The following is an 18,155-nucleotide window of genomic DNA, read 5'->3' on the forward strand; positions in this document are numbered from 1 at the left end:
CATGTTGGCTAGTCGTCTCTTGCATCGGCATCCCACCGGGCCGCAACCGGTCCTCGCGGACATCGAGCCGCCCGTCGCGCCCGGAAAGTACCTTCTCGACGGATATCGGGTCATGCGCCACATTCGCCGCGGTCCGGAATGCGACATCTATGAGGTGTGGAGCGAGGAGCGGCACTGCAATTGCACGGCCAAGATGGTTCGTCCGGACCGGGCCGACAATGAGCGCATCTGCGCGCACCTGCGCCGTGAAGTGGAATTTCTCCTGGACTGCACGCACCCGCACATCGTGCGGGCGTACGGCCTCTATGAGGAGCCGCGCACCACGATGATCCTGGAAACACTCGAGGGCGCGACGCTGGAATACCTTGTCCATCACAACTGGTGGCGCCTCACCCCGCCGGATGGAATGTGCGCGCTCGGATTGCACCTGTGCTCTGCGGTCGGCTACCTGCATGGCCGTCGCCTGCTGCATCTGGACCTCAAGCCGTCGAACATCGTCTCGAATTACGGGCTGGCCAAGGTTCTCGACCTCAACCTCGCCCGGCCGCCGGGGAAGTACAGCGCCGGCATCGGTACGGCTGCGTATCTTTCCCCCGAGCAAGCCCGTGGTGACTACCTTGCGGGTTCCGCGGATGTCTGGGGCATCGGAGCAGTGTTGTACGAGGTCGCGACCCGGCACGAGCCGTATCCGGAATCGAAGAACGGTGGTCCGTACGGACAGCTGACCCGGCGGGTCTCGCTGACCGGGCATGCCCGCAACCGGCTTCCCGGTGTCGTGGCGAACGTGATCAACGGCTGTCTCGATCCCAACCCGACCGCGCGGCCGCGGCTGGGGGAGCTCGAAGCAACACTCGACGCGCAGTTGGGATGATCACCTAAAAAGTACGCTGTCGCTATGACCCGGCAAACGACTGCTCTCGCAGTGAGTGTTGTGGTGGTCGCGATAGGGCTGTTTCTGCCGGCGACGGTCGGCTGGTTGCTGGTCATTGCCGGGCTCGCCGCGGCGGTGGGATGCGCCTTCGCTGCTCAGCGGCTCGCACCCGAGTTGCGGATGCCGTGGTATCTGCTCGCGTTCGGGCAATTGCTCAATGGTCTGGGCAACATGATGATCGCGTTTGACTCCACCAAATGGGTCAGCGCGCCCGATTGGGTATCCGCGGTCATCTTCAATTCGGCGACCATCGTGACGGTCATGGGCATCGTCGCACTGTGCCTGGCGCCGGCGGCCCGGAGGCTGACGTCGGTCGCGTTGGACCTGCTCGTCATCACCGGTTGCGCCCTCGGGCTCGGCGTGATGTGGGACCTCGGCCGGTTCTTCGGGCATCCTGCGGGCGAAGCGGACAACCTGCTTGGGCTGATGGGCTTTCTCGCGGTCGTCGTCGGGTTTGTCGGGCTGGCGTTCTGTGTCGTGGCGTGGACCGCGCAGCCGCCCGGCGGTCGCGCTGCCTACCGGCTCGCGGCTCTCGCGCACGTGTCTGCGACGGTCGGGGACACCGAGATGTTGGGCAATTACCTCGGGATCAAGTTCGAAGTGGTGTCGCTGACGTGGTTGGCGTCGTCGCTGCTCATTCTCGTTGCGTCGCAGTATCTTCCAGGCGTCCGGCAGCCGATCACGGTGGTCCGGCGTCACACGCTTGCGGTCGTCGCGGTGGTGTTCGGCCTGGTGCAGGTGGCGTCGTTGATCCTGCGCCCAGTACCGAATGGTGAGCTTCGGGTCGTGCTCGTTGTGGTCTTGGCCATCGCTGCACTGAGATTGCTCGGGATGTTGGGGCGCGCGCCGGTCGCGTCCGCCGAGTCGGTGTCCCTGTAATGGGCCGCGAGATCGAGGTCACGTCACTGGGTGCCAGTCCTGGCGTGCGTGCATTGTTGGCCAGCCGATTCCCGGACTCCTTCGAGCCCTCGCTGGATGAGGGTCCGGCGGTTCGCGCGATCGCTCGGTCCTTCGTGCCGCTCCCGGCCGAGCGCCTGGCCAGATATCCGCGACTCGAATTGATCGCGAACTTCGGCGTCGGCTACGACAACATCGACCTCGATTACTGTGCCGCGCACCGCATCGTGGTCACGAACACGCCAGACGTCCTGACCGATGAAACGGCAGATACGGCCCTCGGTCTGCTCTTGATGACTGTGCGCGAACTGTCGGCGGCCGAGCGCTACCTCCGTGCCGGAAACTGGGAATCCAGGCCATACCGGCTGACGCCTCTGACCCTGCGGAACCGAAGGGTGGGAATAGTCGGGTTGGGCCGGATCGGCACGGCGATCGCCCGACGCGTCGAGGCGTTCGGCGTTGAGGTCGGCTATCACAGCCGGAGACCGCATCCCAACGCTGAGTGGACGTACTATGGCGATCTGCTCGGCTTGGCCGCCGCGAGTGACACCCTGATCGTGGTCCTGCCGGGAACCTCGGAAACCCGGAACCTGATCAGCACGGATGTCTTCGGAGCGCTTGGGCCCGATGGGGTTGTGATCAACATCGGTCGCGGGTCCACGGTCGACGAAGCGGCGCTGATCGACGCACTTCGAACTCGAAAGATTTCTGCCGCCGGGCTCGATGTCTATCCCGACGAGCCTCGGGTTTCGCGCGAGCTACTCGAGCTCGACAACGTAGTGCTGCTGCCACATGTCGGCAGCGCATCGGAGTACACCAGAGCCCAAATGGGTCAGCTCGTCTTTGACAACATCGTCAGCTGGTTCGACCGGGGTATTGCCTTGACGCCGGTTCCGGAGACACCTGTCGTCTGATACCGGCTGCGCGTGCGGTCCGGGGCTAGCGTGGGGCGCATGGCTTCTCTTCCGGCAGTTGCGGATTACGTTGTGATCGGGACCGGGTCGGCGGGCGCTGTCGTCGCCTCGCGGCTGTCCGAACAATCAGGCAGCACGGTGGTCGTGCTCGAGGCGGGTGGGCCGGACAAGAACAAGTTCATCCACATCCCGGCCGCATTCTCGAAGTTGTTCCAAACCGATTCCGACTGGAACTACCGGACTGCGCCACAGCCGGAACTCGGCAATCGGAAGATCTTCTATCCGCGCGGCAAGACCTTGGGCGGATCGTCGTCGATGAACGCGATGATGTGGGTCCGCGGATTCGCGGCCGACTACGACCAGTGGGCCGCCGCGGCTGGCGAACAGTGGTCGTTCGCGAATGTGGCGCAGTACTTCACGCGGATCGAAGCACTTTACGATGCGCAGACCGATGACGAAGGGCACGACGGTCCGCTCACGATTTCGAAGCAGCGGAGTCCACGGCACTGGACGAGGGACTTTCTCACCGCGGCCCTCGGCGCCGGCTACTTCGTCGAACGTGCGAACACCCCCGCGCCGGAGGGCTTCACCGAAACGCGTGTGACGCAGCGCAACGGCGCGCGGTGCAGCACCGCGGACGCCTATCTGAGGCCGGCATCCAAGCGTAAGAACCTGTCGGTGATCACCGGCGCGAACGTGGAGCGGATCGGCTTCGACGGAACGCGCGCACGATCGGTGTCCTACCGGCACAACGGTCAGGCTCGGCAGATCCAGGCGGCCAAGGAAATCATCGTCTGCGCGGGAGCGATCAACACTCCCCAGATCCTCATGCTGTCGGGGATCGGGGACCCGGCGGAATTGAAGGCCGCCGGAATCCCGGTTGTCGCGGCCGCGCCCGAGGTCGGCAAGAACCTCACCGACCACCTGGTTTCGCTCATCGGCTTCTCGGTCGACTCGGACACGCTGTTCGATGCGGAGAAGCCGCTCGAACTGCTCAACTACCTCACGCGCCGACGGGGGATGCTCACGTCGAACGTCGGTGAGGCATACGGATTCGTCCGGAGCAGGCCGGAACTCGACCATCCAGACCTCGAGATCATCTTCGGACCGGCGCCGTTCTTCGACGAGGGGATCGGCCCGGACCCCACCGGGCACGCGATCGCGCTCGGCCCGATTCTGCTGCAGCCGAAAAGTCGGGGGACCGTCACGCTCGATTCGGGAGACCCGTCCGGGAAGGTCATCGTCGACCCGCGATACCTCTCCGACCCGGACGGCTCGGACCGCGCGACGATCATGGCCGGTCTGCGCATCGCGCACAACATCGTGACCACGGCTCCGCTCGGTGCGCGTTTGGGTGCCTTCGCTCAGCCCAAACAGGAGAAGGCAACGATCGAGGAGACCCTCGTGGATGCGCTGACGAACTACTCCCACACGCTCTACCACCCGACCTCGACATGCCGGATGGGCAGTGACTCATCGAGCGTCGTCACGCCGGATCTGAAGGTCCGCGGGGTCGAGGGTTTACGTGTTGCGGACGCCTCGGTGATGCCGTCAATTATCCGCGGTCATACGCATGCGCCGTCGGTCGTCATCGGCGAAAAGGCGGCGGACTTGATCAAGCGAGGATGAGCCCGACTACTTGAACACCGTTCAAGTCGGGTACTCTCAGTTCTTGTGGGTACGAAGAAAGACCCGCTGAGCTGGCTTGATCAGTATGCGGCGGAGCGACGGGCAGCAGGATTGCGCCGTGCATTGCGGCCGCGTCCGGAGCTGGACCCGATGATCGACCTGGCTTCGAATGACTATCTCGGGCTCGTCGATCATCCCGACGTCATCGCCGGTGCGATCGATTCGATCCGTCGGTGGGGCACGGGCTCGACCGGCTCGCGTCTGGTCACCGGCACGACCGCCGAGCACCACGATCTCGAGCGCGAACTCGCCGAATTCACCGGCGCTGAAACCGGATTGGTGTTCGCGTCCGGTTACGCCGCCAACCTTGGCGTGGTGACGTCGTTGGCCGGTCGGGGCACGTTGATCGTGTCGGACTCGAACAGTCACGCGTCGCTCGTCGATGCTTGTCGGCTGTCACGGGCCCGAGTTGTCATAACGCCGCACGGGGATGTGTCGGCGGTTCAGCATGTGCTGCGGGAACGGACCGAAGAGCGCGCCCTGGTCATCACCGACTCGGTGTTCAGTGCGGACGGCGACCTTGCGCCGCTCGCTGAACTCCATGCCGTGACGCGCGCGGCCGATGCGGTTCTCGTCGCGGACGAAGCGCACGGGATCGGCGTTCGGGGCCAGGGTCGCGGATTGGTTTATGAACTCGGGCTCGCCGGCGCCGAAGACCTCGTCATCACCGCGACGCTGTCGAAGGCCTTGGCCAGCCAAGGTGGCGTGGTGCTCGCGAGCGGCCGGGTCCGCGACCACCTGGTCGACTCGGCGCGGACCTTCATCTTCGACACCGGTCTCGCACCCGGGGCGGTGGGTGCCGCCCGTGCTGCGCTGCGGGTTCTCCAGGCCGAGCCTGAGCGCGCCGATGCCGTGCTGCGCAATGCCTGCCGGCTCGCCGCCGCGACCAACGCGGCCAAGCCGGAATCGGCCGTCGTGTCCGTCGTTCTGGGTGATGCCGAACGCGCGTACGCCGCGTCCCTCGCCTGCGCCGAGCGCGGCCTGCGAGTGGGCTGCTTCCGGCCGCCGTCAGTTCCGGAGGGCACGTCCCGGCTGCGGCTGACCGCTCGCGCGACCCTGACCGACGACGATCTGGACACCATCGAAGCGGTCCTCACCGAGGTACTTGCGACGGTTCCGTCGTGACGGTCCTCGTGGTCACCGGCACGTCGACCGGTGTCGGAAAGACCATCGCAACTGCGGCGATCGCGGCACGTGCGATCGCGAAGGGCCAGTCGGTGGTCGTCATCAAGCCGGCGCAGACCGGGGTTCTTCCCGGCGAGGTCGGAGACATCGACGATGTCGCTCGGCTGGTGGCGGGTGTGCGCACGATCGAACTGATTCGGTATCCGGAGCCGCTCGCCCCCGACACCGCGGCTCGACGGAGCGGAATGCGACTCCTCTCGCTCGACGAGGTGGTCTCGGTGGCGCGCGAGTGCGTCGAAGACCTCGTCATCGTCGAAGGTGCTGGGGGAGTTCTGGTCCGGATCGGCGAGTTCACGCTGCTCGACGTCGCGCGCGAACTTGGTGCACCGATTGTGGTCGTGGCGGCGTCGGGTCTCGGGACGTTGAACCATTCCGAATTGACCGTTCGCGCGATCGAGGCGGCGGGAGTCGAGGTCAAAGGCCTGATCATCGGGAGCTGGCCAACCGAGCCGGACCTCGCCGAACGGTGCAACCTCGAGGACCTCCCTCGCGTGACCGGTGCTCGGATCATCGGCTCCATCCCAGCCGGTGCAGGACAACTGTCCGGCATCGAGTTCACCAACCGCGCTGCCGAATGGGTCGACCCCGAGTAAGAATCGGCTATGTGAACGACTTCGACGTAGTGATTCTCGGCTCCGGTCCCAGCGGTCAGCGGGCGGCGATCGCCGCCGCGAAACTCGGGAAGAAGGTGGCTGTCGTCGAGCGCCGAGGAATGGTCGGCGGAGTCTGCATCAACACTGGCACGATCCCCTCGAAGTCTCTGCGGGAAGCCGTGGTCTACCTGACCGGTATGAACCAGCGCGAAATGTACGGCGCGGCCTATCGGGTCAAGGAGGACATCACCGTCGAAGATCTCCACGCGCGCACACAGCACGTCGTGAACCGTCAGGTCGACGTCGTTCGGAGCCAGCTCACGCGCAACCACGTCCACCTCATCCAGGGCACCGGACACTTCGTCGATCCGCACACGCTCGAGATCAACGATGGCACTGCGACCGCCCGCCACATCACGGCCGAAAAGGTCATCCTCGCGACTGGTACTCGTCCGGCCCGTCCGTCGACGGTCGAATTCGACAACCGCACGATCATCGACTCGGACGGAATCCTGCAGCTCGAAGGCGTGCCGCGCTCGATGGTCGTCGTCGGGGCCGGTGTGATCGGCATCGAGTACGCGTCGATGTTCGCGGCCCTCGGGACGCGGGTGACCGTCATCGAGAAGCGCGAGAACATGCTCGAATTCCTCGACAAGGAAGTCGTCGAAGCGCTCAAGTACCAACTGCGGGATCTCGCTGTGACCTTCCGGATGGGTGAGTCGGTGGTGTCGGTCGAGAAGTACGACCAGGGCGCCGTCACGATCCTGGAGTCCGGCAAGAAGATCGCGGCCGAGACGGTCATGTATTCGGCGGGGAGGCAGGGTGTCACCGAGGCGCTCGAACTCGAGAACGCCGGCCTCAAAGCCGACGACCGGGGTCGGATCGAGGTCGACGAGAACTACCAGACAGCGGTCGACCACATCTACGCGGTCGGCGATGTCATCGGATTCCCGGCGCTCGCCGCAACGTCGATGGAGCAGGGTCGCGTTGCCGCGCACCACGCCTGTGGAGATCCGATTCATCAGATGAGCGACCTGCAGCCGATCGGCATCTACACGATCCCGGAGATCAGCTACGTGGGTAAGACCGAACATGAGCTGACCAAGGCAAAGGTTCCGTTCGAGGTGGGAATCTCGCGCTACCGCGAGTTGGCCCGCGGACAGATCCTGGGCGATTCCTACGGCGTACTCAAGCTGCTGGTTTCGACGGAGACGCGAAAGGTGCTCGGCGTGCACATCTTTGGCACGCAGGCAACCGAGCTCGTCCATATCGGTCAGGCCGTGATGGGCTGTGACGGAACCGTCGACTACCTCATGGACGGGGTGTTCAACTACCCGACCCTCGCCGAGTCGTACAAGGTCGCCGCGCTCGACGCGACGAACAAGATTCGCCAACTAGAAGCGTTGACCTGATGACGACGTCGCACGAGTTCGTCGAGGCGATTGCCGACGCGGACTCGTTCGTGTCGTGGGATCCGCCGAACTGGAAAGAGTCGGTCATCACCGGCGAGCTGCGCATCCGAGGCCGGCGCGTGGCCATGGTCGCGGGAGAGTTCTCCTACCAGGCGGGTTCGATCGGAGTCGCGACCGCGGAACGCCTGGTGGAGGCGATCGAGAAGGCGACCGCGGCGAGGCTTCCCCTGATCGCATCCCCGGCATCCGGCGGAACCCGGATGCAAGAGGGAACGCTCGCTTTCGTCCAGATGATCAAAGTGTCGGCGGCGGTCGCAGCCCACCGCGCGGCTCATCTTCCGTACGTCGTCTATCTGCGCAGCCCAACAATGGGTGGCGTCTTCGCCTCGTGGGGATCGCTCGGGCACATCACGTTCGCCGAGCCTGGAGCTCTCGTCGGGTTTCTCGGACCGCGCGTCTATTCGGCGCTCTACGGCGAGGAGTTTCCCGAGGGGGTCCAGGTTTCGGAGAACCTTTACCGCAACGGGGTGATCGACGGTGTGGTCCCGGTGAAGGTGTTCCGCCACATCGTGCACCGGGCGCTCATTGTGATGGCCGGAGAGGTGAAGCCGACGCGGATCGCTGCTCCACCGACGGCCTTCGGCCGCCATTCATGGACGTCCGTGCTCGCGACTCGCCGACACGACCGACCCGGTATTCGTGACTTGCTGCGTCGGGCGACGGAACGAGTGCCGTTGAGCGGAACGGGCCAAGGCGAACTCGACCGCACCGTTCTGTTGTCGCTGGCCCGGTTCCACGGACAGCCGTGCGTGCTGTTCGGTCAGGACCGGCGCGGCGGTGAGTCGATGGGTCCCGCGGCCCTTCGCGAAGCACGCCGTGCCATGAAGATCGCGGAGGAACTGCGGATTCCGCTCGTCACCGTCATCGACACGGTCGGAGCCTCGTTGTCGAAAGAGGCCGAGGAGCGCGGTCTCGCGCCCGAGATCGCACGGTGCATCGCCGATCTCGTGACCCTTGAAACCAGAACTCTCGCAGTGCTTCTCGGTCAGGGTACGGGTGGCGGCGCGTTGGCTCTGTTGCCCGCCGATCGAGTCATCGCTGCGGAGAATGCCTGGCTCTCACCGCTGCCGCCGGAAGGTGCCAGTGCCATCGTCTACCGCGACACCGAGCATGCGGCCGAGTTGGCTGAGCAGCAGCGGATCGGTGCGGGCGACCTCTATGACGACGGCGTCGTCGATTCGGTGATCTCCGAGGACGGCGACTTCATCGCGGACATGGTCACCGCGATCGGCAAGGAGTTGGCGGGGTTGAAGCCCGTCAACCTCAAGCGGAGAGTTCGGCGGTATCGGGATCTGGGAGTAAAGCGCCCGGCGAGGTGACAGCTCTCGCGGATCGGGTTGCCAGGCTCGACCCAGAAGCCGTGGAGGTTTCGGTCTCACTCTGAAGTTCATGACGAGAGTGGCACGTAGTGGCGCAGCCGCGGCGGCGGTGGCCGGAACGGTGTTGCTGAGCTTCGGGATTGCACATTCGGCACCGCTCCGATCTGTGGTCTCGACCGCTCGGGACGCGATAGTTCCAGCGGTGGCGACGACGAAAGTGACGTCGTTGTCTGCACCGGACCGGACCGCAGTTGCGGTCATCTCACTCGATACCGGCGATGACGTTGGTACCGCGAACTCCCACGAGGCCCGGCCGGCGCTGTCGATCGCGAAGCTCTACCTCGTGGAATACGCGTTGGAGCACGGTGATGGGTCGACATCCGATCTCGACCTCGCTGAGCAGGCGATTCGGTACTCCGATGACGATGCGGCAGACCAACTCGACGCTGAGTACCCGGGCGCGATCGACACAGTCGCCAGTGAATTCCATCTGGAAGACACGTCCGGAGATTACTGGGGCTACTCGTACACCAGTGCCGCCGACGTTGCGTCCTTCCTAGCCGGTCTCGTCAAGAACGACCCGTCGTCCCCGATCCTGACCTGGATGTCGACCGCCAGTCCGGTCGCCGCCGATGGAACCGACCAGAACTGGGGCACCGTCGACGTAGCAGGTGTCGAAGGAACCAAGTGGGGTTGGTCCGACCAAGGTCCCGAGGCGGTGGCCTCCGCGTCCTATGGCAACGGCTTCATCGTCGTGGCGTTGACCGAAGGCACGCCCGACGACGAAACCGCTGATGTCACCGAGGCCGTCGGCGGGATGTCCCTCGCTACCTCCGTCTGACGATCAGAACGGCGGTGGGGCGAGTTTGTCCCGCAGGTTTTCGACTTGGCGGTGTTGCATGTAGAGCCTCCTCAAAGACCGCAGCGTTTGCTGCTGGGCCGGGTCGTTCGCCATCGCGATGTCGTTGAGCGTCGGGCCGGTGATATCCGGTCCGATATGGGTTTCCCACCAGGTGGGGTGGTCGAGTTCTTTCTCCAAGTCGTCGGCATGAATCCAGCCGCCAGTGTCAGGTTCGACCAGCTCTTGGTCGAGGTTCGGCGCGAGGTTCGCCGGATACGGTCCGGCTCTGGTGATCCGGGTCAACCCGTTCGGAGACGTCCACAGGACCCCCGATTTGACGCGTCGACAGCCCCACAGCTTCTTGGTTTTCAGCTGGTGATGGGCCTTGCACACGGGTTGAAGGTTCGACACGATCGTCAACCCCCCGAGGATCGGGTTGTCATGGTTAAACGGGTTGATGTGATCCAACTCGCAGTCCCGCGACGGCACACAGCAGCCCGGGAACGTGCAGGTCGGGTACATCGCCCGCACCACGGCCGCGGTCAGTGCGTCCGGCTTGTACTTCAACGCCGAACTCGAGAACTTCGGTGACCGTGGAGCCTTCGCGGGCACCGTGGCCGGCTTGCGCACACGCGTGCAATCGACCAACGGGAGCGAGTCACCACTGCGGGGCTTCTCGGCCAAGGCGGCGAGTTCAGCCAGGATTCCTTGCCACGCGGCGTCACCGGCCAACTCGCGCACGAGTTCGGTCGGGATCGGGGTCCCGTCATCCAGTGTTGCCGCACCGTTCTTCAACGCGAGCAGGGTTTTGATGTCCACAAGGATCTGCAGCAGGAACTTGCGTCGGGTCGGCTGCTCAACCCCTGCTTTCGGGCAGTCCACATCCTCACACCGGCACACGAGCACCGTCTCCCCGTGCAGCAGCGCCATCAGGCCATCGGCTCGCCGCTGGTTCCGGGTCCGCGGGTCCTTAGGGCAGACGGTTTCGGCGATCTCGTTGATCAACCGATCCGCCTCATGACCCTCCAAATCGGTGATGCACGCCGACAACCAGGCAAGGCCGTTGCCCTCCTGCCGCACATACACCGTCCGGGACACACGCTGGTTGAGCTCACGCGCGGCGGCGGCTTCCTCGGGGTTCACCTGGAACCACAACGCCCATAACCGGCGCCGAAGCGGTCCCGGCGTGAGTCGTTGTGCGAGCGGAACGAGATGCGGCTCGACCCCGTCGATGGTTTCGGCGCACGCGTCTCGGAACACGGACACGATGGTCGAGACCGAGGCGTAGTCGATCACCCCGGCTTCGAACGCGGCATGCACCAACGGCAGCCGATGCCACAACTGACTGCCGGTCTCGACTAACAGATCTGCGGCCCGCTTGGAGATCCCGAGCGCGACCGCGACCTCGGTGATCGCGGAGAACTGCACCTCCACCGGATCGGGAGCAGACGCGATCTGCCAGTCCCAAAACTCATGCGCGGCCATTGCCTTCCGACAGGCAGCCGCGTTCTCCGCCTGCGCGAGCTGGACGAGATCGTCGAGCGTCATGCAGTCGGTGTCAGGGGCGATATCACTATCGAACACGCATTCGACTCTATACCGTGGGTCCGACAAGTAACGCTCTGACCAGCAGGAATGTGCAAAACCCGTCGCTCGGCGAAGCGGCCGAATCGCTGGATCTGGACCCAATGCTCCACTCAGCGAACCGTCCCGTCCGAAACCAACGCCCCATAAAGATTCACGCTGAGCAATACCCTTCAGTCCCTCGAGAGCCCGCCGTAACTTCTCCAACGTGATGAACGAGTACGCGTTCCGCTGTATGCGGTCCTGTCGCTAAGCGCCGACAGCCCCCTTCTTCCGTTCACCCTCCTGTCCCACCTGTCCTGGGACACCTCTATCTCAAGGACCCCCTCATGACGCTTGTCATCAACAAGATCACTGCCCACATCGGCGCTCGGGTCAGCGGCGTCGACGTCAGTGAGGCGCTCGACGCAGAAACCGTGAATCAGCTGCGCCAGGCTCTCAACCAGCACAAGGCTCTCGTGTTCGATGCACCTGAACTCGACTCCGCAGGACAGGAGCGATTCGCGGCGAACTTCGGTGACCTCACCACCGCGCATCCGACGGTGCCAGGGCAGAACAGGGCCAACGTTCTCGAAGTCGACGCTGAGAACGGGAAGGCGAACGAGTGGCACACCGACGTCACGTTCGTCGTGAATCCGCCCGCGATCAGCACGCTGCGCAGCATCGTGATCCCGAGCTACGGCGGCGAGACGCTCATCGCGAGCTCGGCTGCGGCATACCGGAGTCTGCCGGAGCAGCTGCGCAGGTGGGCCGACTCGCTGTGGGCGATCCACACGAACATCTACGACTACGTGAAGGTTCGCAGCGACAAGGAGGAGCAGTACCGCACGGTCTTCCAGTCGACGCAGTACGAGACGCGTCATCCGGTCGTGCGCGTGCATCCGGAAACCGGTGAGAAGGGCCTGTTCATCGGGTCGTTCGTCAAGCAGATCGAAGGTCTGTCGAAGACCGAGTCGAAGGACGTGCTGCGCCTGTTCCAGGCGTACGTGACCAAGCCCGAGCACATTCTTCGCTGGTCGTGGCAGCCCGGTCAGCTGCTCGTGTTCGACAACCGCATCACGCAGCACTATGCGATCGACAACTACGACGATCAGCCGCGCAAGCTCAGCCGAGTGACAGTCGCGGGCGACATCCCGGTGTCGGTGAACGGCGAGCGCTCGGAGGCCCTGCTCGGCGACGCGTCCCACTACTCGCCGCTGGAATCGGCGAACGCCGCATGAGTCTCGTCATCGACCGCCCGGGCCTGAAGTTCCGGGCGGTCGAATGGGACACGTTCTCGGCCCGGCCGAACACCGCGTTCCTGCACCGCATTTCGAAAAAGCTCCGCTGGCCGCTCGGCATTTACACAACGCCGATTGTTCTGCTGATCATCTGGCAGCTCGCGAGCGTGGCCGGCTTGTTGCCATCGGACTGGGCGCCATCGCCGACCGCGATTCTGTCGTCCGGCTATGACCTCTACCAGTCAGGCGAACTTATTCCGTCGCTTGGTATTTCGCTGACACGTGCGGGAACCGGTCTGGCCATCGGCCTGGCGGTCGGCGTGACCCTCGGCGTGCTCGGTGGACTGTTGAAGAGCGGCGAGTACCTGTTCAACGGGCTGTTCCAGATCTTGAACACGATTCCGCTCCTCGCGATCATCCCGCTGATGATCGTGTGGTTCGGCATCGACGAACTGACGAAGGTCCTGCTCATCGCGCACGGAGCTGCCGTGCCGATGTATCTGAACCTCTTCGCGGCGATCCGTGGCGTCGACCAACGGCTCGTGGAGATGGCGCGGTCGGCGGGCGCGAACCGTTTCCGGCAGGTCTTCCGGGTGCTTCTTCCGGGCGCGCTTCCCGGATTCCTTGTCGGTCTGCGGTTTTCGCTCGCCTACAGCGTCCTCGGTCTCGTCGCCGCGGAGATGGTCAATGCCAGCGAGGGCATCGGATTCCTCATCAACCGTGCACAGACGTACCTCCGCATCGATCAGGTCTTCTTCGGTCTGGTCATCTACGCGACGCTCGGTCTGCTGGCGGATCAATTCGTCCGAACTCTCGAGCGAGTCCTGCTCCAGTGGCGACCCAGCTATGAGGCGTCATGACCACCGTCATTGCTGATCAGATTTCGGTCCGCGGTGTGGTTCGCCAGTTCGCCGGCCGCCGCGTTCTCGACAATCTCGATCTCACGATCGCGCGGTCGGAGTTCGTGGTTCTGCTCGGACCTTCGGGATGCGGAAAGTCGACGCTCCTGCGTCTGCTCGCCGGACTTGACCTCCCGGATTCCGGCGAGGTCGTCGTGCCGAAGGAACGAGCAGTCGTGTTCCAAGCAGACCGCTTGCTCCCGTGGGAACGCGTTCTCAAAAACGTGACGATCGGACTGTACGGCCGGGACGCCAAGGACAAGGCAAAGGCTGCGCTCGACGAAGTCGGACTCGGCGGCCGCTCGAATGCCTGGCCCAAAACGCTGTCCGGGGGAGAAGCGCAGCGGGTCGCCTTGGCCCGAGCGCTCGTCACGGAACCGGACCTGGTGCTCCTCGACGAACCGTTTGCGGCACTCGATGCGCTGACCCGCCTCAAAATGCACGACCTCGTGCGCCAACTGCACCAAAAGCATGGCGCTGCAATGCTTCTCGTCACCCATGACGTGGCGGAGGCGATTGCTCTCGCCGATCGAATTCTCGTCATGCAGAACGGGCGGATCGGGAGCGCCTATCACGTGGGACTCAGCGCGGCAGACCGCCGTTCGAGCCCGCAACGCGAGGAGTTGCGCGCACAGCTCCTCTCTGACCTCGGCCTCACCGGCCGTTAACGACAAAGGAAAACAGAGACAATGGCCAGAAGGCTCAATCGATTACTCGCGGGTGCGCTCGGCGCGCTGATCGTCGCGGGGTCGTTGGCGGGGTGCTCCACGTCGAGCGATTCCGCCAACGGCGGCGCCGCGGACGGCAAGAACCCGGAGTGGAAGGATCTGACCTTCACTGTCGGCGAGCAGAGCGATGGAATCGTCTCGCTGATCAAGGAATCGGGTGCGTTCAAGGACGCGTCGTACAAGATCAACTTCGCGAAGTTCGAGTACGGCCCGCCGCTGGTTGCGGCCGCGGCAAACGGGGACATTGACCTCGGCATGGTCGGCGCGGTTCCGCCGATCACCGCTGCAGCGAAGAACCTCGATTTCAAGATCATCGCGCAGCAGGCGCCGTATGACGCGACCAAGGGACTCGAGGGAATCATCGTCCCGAAGGACTCGACGCTGCAGACCGCCGCCGATCTCAAGGGCAAGCGAATCGCGGTGCCGCAGGGAAGCTCCGCGCACGGTCTGGTCCTGAGCACGCTCAAGAGCGTGGGCCTGACGCCGAAGGACGTCGAGCTGGTGTACTTGCCTCCCAAGGAGGGCGCGTCGGCGTTCGACAGCGGCAAGGTCGACGCCTGGTCGATCTGGGACCCGCTGCAGGAGTTCGCCGTTCAGAAGGGTGCCCGGGTCCTCGTGCCCGGTGTCCCGCCGCTCGACTACGGCAACCTCTTCTACGTCGGATCGGGCAAGACCCTCAAGGACCCGGTCCGTCGCGCCGCTTTGGCTGACGTGCTGACCCGGATCTCCAAGGCCTACGCGTTCGGAAACGCGAACAAGGATGCGCACATCAAGGCGATCGCCAAGGACAGCGGCATCACCGAGGAACAGGCCGCGAAGACGATCGAGGGCTGGCGCTACCGCCTCAAGTGGGTCTCACCCGAGACGATCGCCGGCGAGCAGACCCTGGCCGACAACTTCTTCGAAGTCGGCGAAATCCCGCAGAAGGTCGACGTCACGAGCACGGTCGACAACATCCTCCCGAACGGATACGACGTTGGCTAACCCGAATTCCACCAAGCACCTGCACTTGAACGCCTTCCTGATGGAAGCCGGCCACCACGAAGCGGCCTGGCGACTGCCAGAAAGCAACGCCCAAGCAGACTTCGACCTCGCGCACTGGATCAAGCTCGCGCAGCTCGCCGAGTCCGCGAAGTTCGACAGCCTGTTCCTCGCGGACGGTCCGGCGCTGCACGGTTCGGGCGAATTCCGGCCGGCGGGTCAGCTCGAACCGCTGACGCTGCTGACCGCGCTCGCCGCGGTCACCCGGCACATCGGATTGATCGCGACCGTGTCGACGACCTACAACTCGCCGTACAACCTGGCCCGACGCCTGGCGTCCGTCGACCACGTGAGCGGGGGACGGGTGGGATGGAACATCGTCACGTCCGCGACCACCGAGGAGGCCTCGAACTTCGGGCTCGACGACCGTCCGCTGCACGCCGAGCGCTATGCCCGAGCGGACGAGTTCCTCGAGGTCGTCCTCAAGCTCTGGGACTCGTGGGATGACGAGGCGATTGTCGCGGACAAGGCACGGGGCCGCTGGGCCGACCCGGACTTGATCCGCCCGATCCACCACCGTGGCAAGCACTTCCGCGTCGAAGGCGCACTGAACGTGAAGCGGTCGCCGCAGGGTTACCCGCTGCTTGTTCAGGCCGGATCGTCCGAGGACGGGCGGCAGTTCGCGGCCCGCTTCGCCGAGGCGATCTTCACCGCACATCAGACGTACGAAAGTGCGGTGAACTTCTACTCCGACATCAAGTCCCGGGTCCGCTCGGCCGGCCGAAACCCGGATTTGGTGAAGATCCTGCCCGGCATCGTCCCGATCATCGGCAGCACTGAATCCGAGGCACGCAAACTCGCGAAAGAGCTCGATGACCTGCGGGTTCCGGAGTACGGACTCGGCGCGCTCGCCACGATCCTGGAAGTCGAACCGCGGGAGCTGAAGCTCGACGAACCCTTGCCGAAGCAGGTCGTCGAACGACAGCATCGCGAAGGCTTCGTGAGCCGGTCGCAGCTCGTCATCGAGTTCGCGACGCGCGAGAAGCTGACGGTGCGCCAGGTGCTGTCTCGGCTCGGCGGAGGCCGTGGGCACTTCGTTCTCACGGGCACGCCGGAGCAGGTCGTCGCGACGCTGGAGAAGTGGTTCCACGGCGGCGCCGCGGACGGCTTCAACGTCATGGGTGCGGCCCTGCCATCGGGGCTCGAGGCCTTCATCGAGCACGTGCTCCCGGTCCTGCGGGCGAAGGGCTTGTTCCGTGAGGAGTACGACGGCGAGACTCTGCGCGACAACTACGGGCTGCCGCGTCCGGGCAACCAGTTCCATCGCGCGAGTGCCCAAAGTGCCTGATGCTCTTGAGGTTCGAGGTCTGCGGAAGACCTACTCGGATGGCTTCACGGCTCTCGCCGGCCTCGACCTCGACATTCCATCCGGATCGCTGTTCGGTCTTCTCGGCCCGAACGGCGCCGGGAAGACAACCCTGATCGGCTCGGTGTGCAACTTGGTGCGGCCCACCGAAGGTGAGATTCGCGTGTTCGGGATCGATCACCGCGACCGCGCCGCACGTCGGTTGGTGGGTCTCGCCGAGCAGGACATCAACGTCGACCGGTTTCTGACGATCCGGCAGTCTCTCGTCTTCCACGGGGGCTACCACGGGCTCAGCCGGAAGTTCGCGCGCAGCCGGGCGGACGACGTTCTCGAACTCCTCGGGCTCGCTCACAAGGCCGACGGCACCGTGCACGAGCTTTCGGGCGGTATGCAGCGTCGGCTCGTGCTCGCCCGGGCGATCCTGCATCAACCGGGGCTGCTGATCCTTGACGAACCAACCGCCGGCGTCGACGTCGAACTGCGCGCCGAAATCTGGCGCTTGATTCGGCAGCTCAACGCATCCGGAACGACGATCCTGCTCACCACGCACTACCTCGAAGAGGCGGAGGCGTTGTGCGACGAGATCGCGCTGATCCGGGCCGGCCGGATCGTCGATCGCGGACCGTCCGAGACGCTGCGCCAGCGGTACGGGGTCGCCTCGATCGCCGGTGTCTACGAACGCGTCATCCGGGCGGCGTCGTGACGGTGGCATTCACTTATGAGCGCCCGCCGTTCCTGTGGTTGCTCGAACGAGAAGTTCTGCGCTACTTGCGGATCTGGCGCTACTCGATGGCGGGCCCGGTGCTCTCGACGCTGCTGTTTGTCGTGGTTTTCGGCAAGATCCTGGCGCGCGACATCGGTGTCGCCGACTATGGCCGGTTCATCGTTCCCGGCCTCGTCGCCCAAGCCGTGGTCAACGTCGGCTTCTACAACGGCACGACGTCGCTGTATGAAGCGCGGCGTGACCGCTACATCAACGACGTGTTCGCGAGTCCGGTGCGCTGGTGGGAGATCAACGCCGCGCTCGTGCTGGCGGCGGTGATCCGGGGGATTCTCGTCAGTCTCGCGGTGCTTGCGTTCGCCGTTCCGCTCACCGGCATCGGTGTCGCGCGCCCGGGATATCTCCTCATCGGCGGATTTGCGCTTCTGCTCATCGCGGCCCAGGCCGGCGTCATCGCCGGTGCGCTCGCGAATTCACTCGACGACGTCTATTCGATCGAGTCGCTCGTGATCTTGCCGCTCGGCTTCCTGGGCGGAATCTTCTACTCGGTGAACCAATTGCCCGGGGTATGGGCGGTCGTCAGTCACCTCAACCCGGTGTTCTGGCTCGTCCAGACGGCGCGTATCGGATTTCTCGGATCGGCCGACGTGAACCCGATTGTCGGCCTTGCCGTGGTGTGGGGTGCTGCGGTGGTGTTGACGGGCCTCTCGGCCAGGCTGTTCGCCACCAGCCGCCGTCTCAAGCCGTGAGCCGCGTTGCGTGGCGTTGCTGGCCGGAAACTGATAGCTTGAACGACGTGTCGACGAACCTGAACT

General features: G+C 64.6%; 17 protein-coding genes. 16 read left to right on the forward strand and 1 reads right to left on the reverse strand.

Features of this window, described 5'->3' with window-relative positions; translation table 11 throughout:
* The first annotated feature begins 1 nt into the window (after position 1).
* The 9 genes from F600_RS0104885 to F600_RS0104925 all read left to right on the forward strand — a co-directional run bounded on the left by F600_RS0104885 (position 2) and on the right by F600_RS0104925 (position 9,841).
* Complete coding sequence (locus F600_RS0104885; protein WP_051090737.1) at positions 2–871, forward strand: serine/threonine-protein kinase; 870 nt, start codon at positions 2–4, stop codon at positions 869–871.
* Positions 872–895: 24 nt separating this feature from the next.
* Positions 896–1,810 carry a hypothetical protein gene (locus F600_RS0104890; RefSeq protein ID WP_018159473.1) on the forward strand — a complete coding sequence of 305 codons (915 nt, stop codon included), beginning with the start codon at positions 896–898 and terminating at the stop codon, positions 1,808–1,810.
* Positions 1,810–2,742, forward strand: a complete 933-nt coding sequence (locus F600_RS0104895; protein ID WP_018159474.1) for a 2-hydroxyacid dehydrogenase — start codon at positions 1,810–1,812, stop codon at positions 2,740–2,742. The genes F600_RS0104890 and F600_RS0104895 overlap by 1 nt, the downstream gene beginning before the upstream one ends.
* A gap of 39 nt (positions 2,743–2,781) precedes the next feature.
* On the forward strand, positions 2,782–4,371 hold the full coding sequence (locus F600_RS0104900) for a GMC family oxidoreductase (RefSeq protein ID WP_018159475.1): 1,590 nt from the start codon (positions 2,782–2,784) through the stop codon (positions 4,369–4,371).
* A 45-nt stretch (positions 4,372–4,416) separates the two neighbouring features.
* Positions 4,417–5,556, forward strand: a complete 1,140-nt coding sequence (locus tag F600_RS0104905; RefSeq protein WP_018159476.1) for an 8-amino-7-oxononanoate synthase — start codon at positions 4,417–4,419, stop codon at positions 5,554–5,556.
* The gene (gene bioD / locus F600_RS0104910; protein WP_018159477.1) at positions 5,553–6,209 is read left to right on the forward strand and encodes a dethiobiotin synthase; all 657 of its coding nucleotides are present in this window, start codon (positions 5,553–5,555) and stop codon (positions 6,207–6,209) included. The genes F600_RS0104905 and bioD overlap by 4 nt, the downstream gene beginning before the upstream one ends.
* On the forward strand, positions 6,191–7,621 hold the full coding sequence (sthA, locus tag F600_RS0104915) for a Si-specific NAD(P)(+) transhydrogenase (protein WP_211220042.1): 1,431 nt from the start codon (positions 6,191–6,193) through the stop codon (positions 7,619–7,621). The genes bioD and sthA overlap by 19 nt, the downstream gene beginning before the upstream one ends.
* On the forward strand, positions 7,621–9,000 hold the full coding sequence (locus tag F600_RS0104920) for a carboxyl transferase domain-containing protein (RefSeq protein WP_018159479.1): 1,380 nt from the start codon (positions 7,621–7,623) through the stop codon (positions 8,998–9,000). The genes sthA and F600_RS0104920 overlap by 1 nt, the downstream gene beginning before the upstream one ends.
* Positions 9,001–9,070: 70 nt before the next feature.
* The gene (locus F600_RS0104925) at positions 9,071–9,841 is read left to right on the forward strand and encodes a hypothetical protein (RefSeq protein ID WP_156024417.1); all 771 of its coding nucleotides are present in this window, start codon (positions 9,071–9,073) and stop codon (positions 9,839–9,841) included.
* A 3-nt stretch (positions 9,842–9,844) separates the two neighbouring features.
* Here the strand turns inward: F600_RS0104925 and F600_RS0104930 are convergent, their stop codons facing one another.
* A complete protein-coding gene (locus F600_RS0104930) occupies positions 9,845–11,425 on the reverse strand; it encodes an HNH endonuclease signature motif containing protein (RefSeq protein WP_156024418.1) in 1,581 nt (526 codons plus the stop codon).
* Positions 11,426–11,754: 329 nt separating this feature from the next.
* Here F600_RS0104930 and F600_RS0104935 point away from each other — a divergent pair, with 329 nt between their 5' ends.
* Genes F600_RS0104935 through F600_RS27005 form a run of 7 tightly spaced genes read left to right on the forward strand, consistent with a single transcriptional unit; the run spans position 11,755 to position 18,089 of the window.
* Entirely contained in the window at positions 11,755–12,645 is an 891-nt protein-coding gene (locus F600_RS0104935) for a TauD/TfdA dioxygenase family protein (RefSeq protein WP_018159481.1), read from the forward strand.
* Positions 12,642–13,505 (forward strand): ABC transporter permease, encoded by an 864-nt coding sequence (locus F600_RS0104940; RefSeq protein ID WP_018159482.1) that lies wholly within the window; start codon positions 12,642–12,644, stop codon positions 13,503–13,505. Before F600_RS0104935 ends, F600_RS0104940 begins: the two co-directional genes overlap by 4 nt.
* Complete coding sequence (locus tag F600_RS0104945; RefSeq protein WP_018159483.1) at positions 13,502–14,212, forward strand: ABC transporter ATP-binding protein; 711 nt, start codon at positions 13,502–13,504, stop codon at positions 14,210–14,212. The genes F600_RS0104940 and F600_RS0104945 overlap by 4 nt, the downstream gene beginning before the upstream one ends.
* 21 nt (positions 14,213–14,233) lie before the next feature.
* Positions 14,234–15,256 carry an aliphatic sulfonate ABC transporter substrate-binding protein gene (locus F600_RS0104950; RefSeq protein ID WP_018159484.1) on the forward strand — a complete coding sequence of 341 codons (1,023 nt, stop codon included), beginning with the start codon at positions 14,234–14,236 and terminating at the stop codon, positions 15,254–15,256.
* A complete protein-coding gene (locus F600_RS0104955; protein WP_018159485.1) occupies positions 15,249–16,601 on the forward strand; it encodes an LLM class flavin-dependent oxidoreductase in 1,353 nt (450 codons plus the stop codon). The genes F600_RS0104950 and F600_RS0104955 overlap by 8 nt, the downstream gene beginning before the upstream one ends.
* Positions 16,594–17,322 (forward strand): ABC transporter ATP-binding protein, encoded by a 729-nt coding sequence (locus tag F600_RS27000; protein WP_018159486.1) that lies wholly within the window; start codon positions 16,594–16,596, stop codon positions 17,320–17,322. The genes F600_RS0104955 and F600_RS27000 overlap by 8 nt, the downstream gene beginning before the upstream one ends.
* Positions 17,319–18,089 carry an ABC transporter permease gene (locus F600_RS27005; protein WP_018159487.1) on the forward strand — a complete coding sequence of 257 codons (771 nt, stop codon included), beginning with the start codon at positions 17,319–17,321 and terminating at the stop codon, positions 18,087–18,089. Before F600_RS27000 ends, F600_RS27005 begins: the two co-directional genes overlap by 4 nt.
* The last annotated feature ends 66 nt before the right edge of the window (positions 18,090–18,155 follow it).

The sequence above is a fragment of the Smaragdicoccus niigatensis DSM 44881 = NBRC 103563 genome (assembly GCF_000380645.1).
In the GTDB taxonomy this organism is placed as follows: Bacteria; Actinomycetota; Actinomycetes; order Mycobacteriales; family Mycobacteriaceae; genus Smaragdicoccus; species Smaragdicoccus niigatensis.

Excerpts from the sequence above, each read along its gene's own strand:
- sthA (WP_211220042.1), top strand. The coding sequence starts at position 6,191 with ATGGGTCGACCCCGAGTAAGAATCGGCTATGTGAACGACTTCGACGTA.
- F600_RS0104945 (WP_018159483.1), top strand. The coding sequence starts at position 13,502 with ATGACCACCGTCATTGCTGATCAGATTTCGGTCCGCGGTGTGGTTCGC.
- F600_RS0104885 (WP_051090737.1), top strand. The coding sequence starts at position 2 with ATGTTGGCTAGTCGTCTCTTGCATCGGCATCCCACCGGGCCGCAACCG.
- F600_RS0104920 (WP_018159479.1), top strand. The coding sequence starts at position 7,621 with ATGACGACGTCGCACGAGTTCGTCGAGGCGATTGCCGACGCGGACTCG.
- F600_RS0104900 (WP_018159475.1), top strand. The coding sequence starts at position 2,782 with ATGGCTTCTCTTCCGGCAGTTGCGGATTACGTTGTGATCGGGACCGGG.
- F600_RS0104950 (WP_018159484.1), top strand. The coding sequence starts at position 14,234 with ATGGCCAGAAGGCTCAATCGATTACTCGCGGGTGCGCTCGGCGCGCTG.
- F600_RS0104890 (WP_018159473.1), top strand. The coding sequence starts at position 896 with ATGACCCGGCAAACGACTGCTCTCGCAGTGAGTGTTGTGGTGGTCGCG.
- F600_RS0104895 (WP_018159474.1), top strand. The coding sequence starts at position 1,810 with ATGGGCCGCGAGATCGAGGTCACGTCACTGGGTGCCAGTCCTGGCGTG.
- F600_RS0104925 (WP_156024417.1), top strand. The coding sequence starts at position 9,071 with ATGACGAGAGTGGCACGTAGTGGCGCAGCCGCGGCGGCGGTGGCCGGA.
- F600_RS0104940 (WP_018159482.1), top strand. The coding sequence starts at position 12,642 with ATGAGTCTCGTCATCGACCGCCCGGGCCTGAAGTTCCGGGCGGTCGAA.
- F600_RS0104935 (WP_018159481.1), top strand. The coding sequence starts at position 11,755 with ATGACGCTTGTCATCAACAAGATCACTGCCCACATCGGCGCTCGGGTC.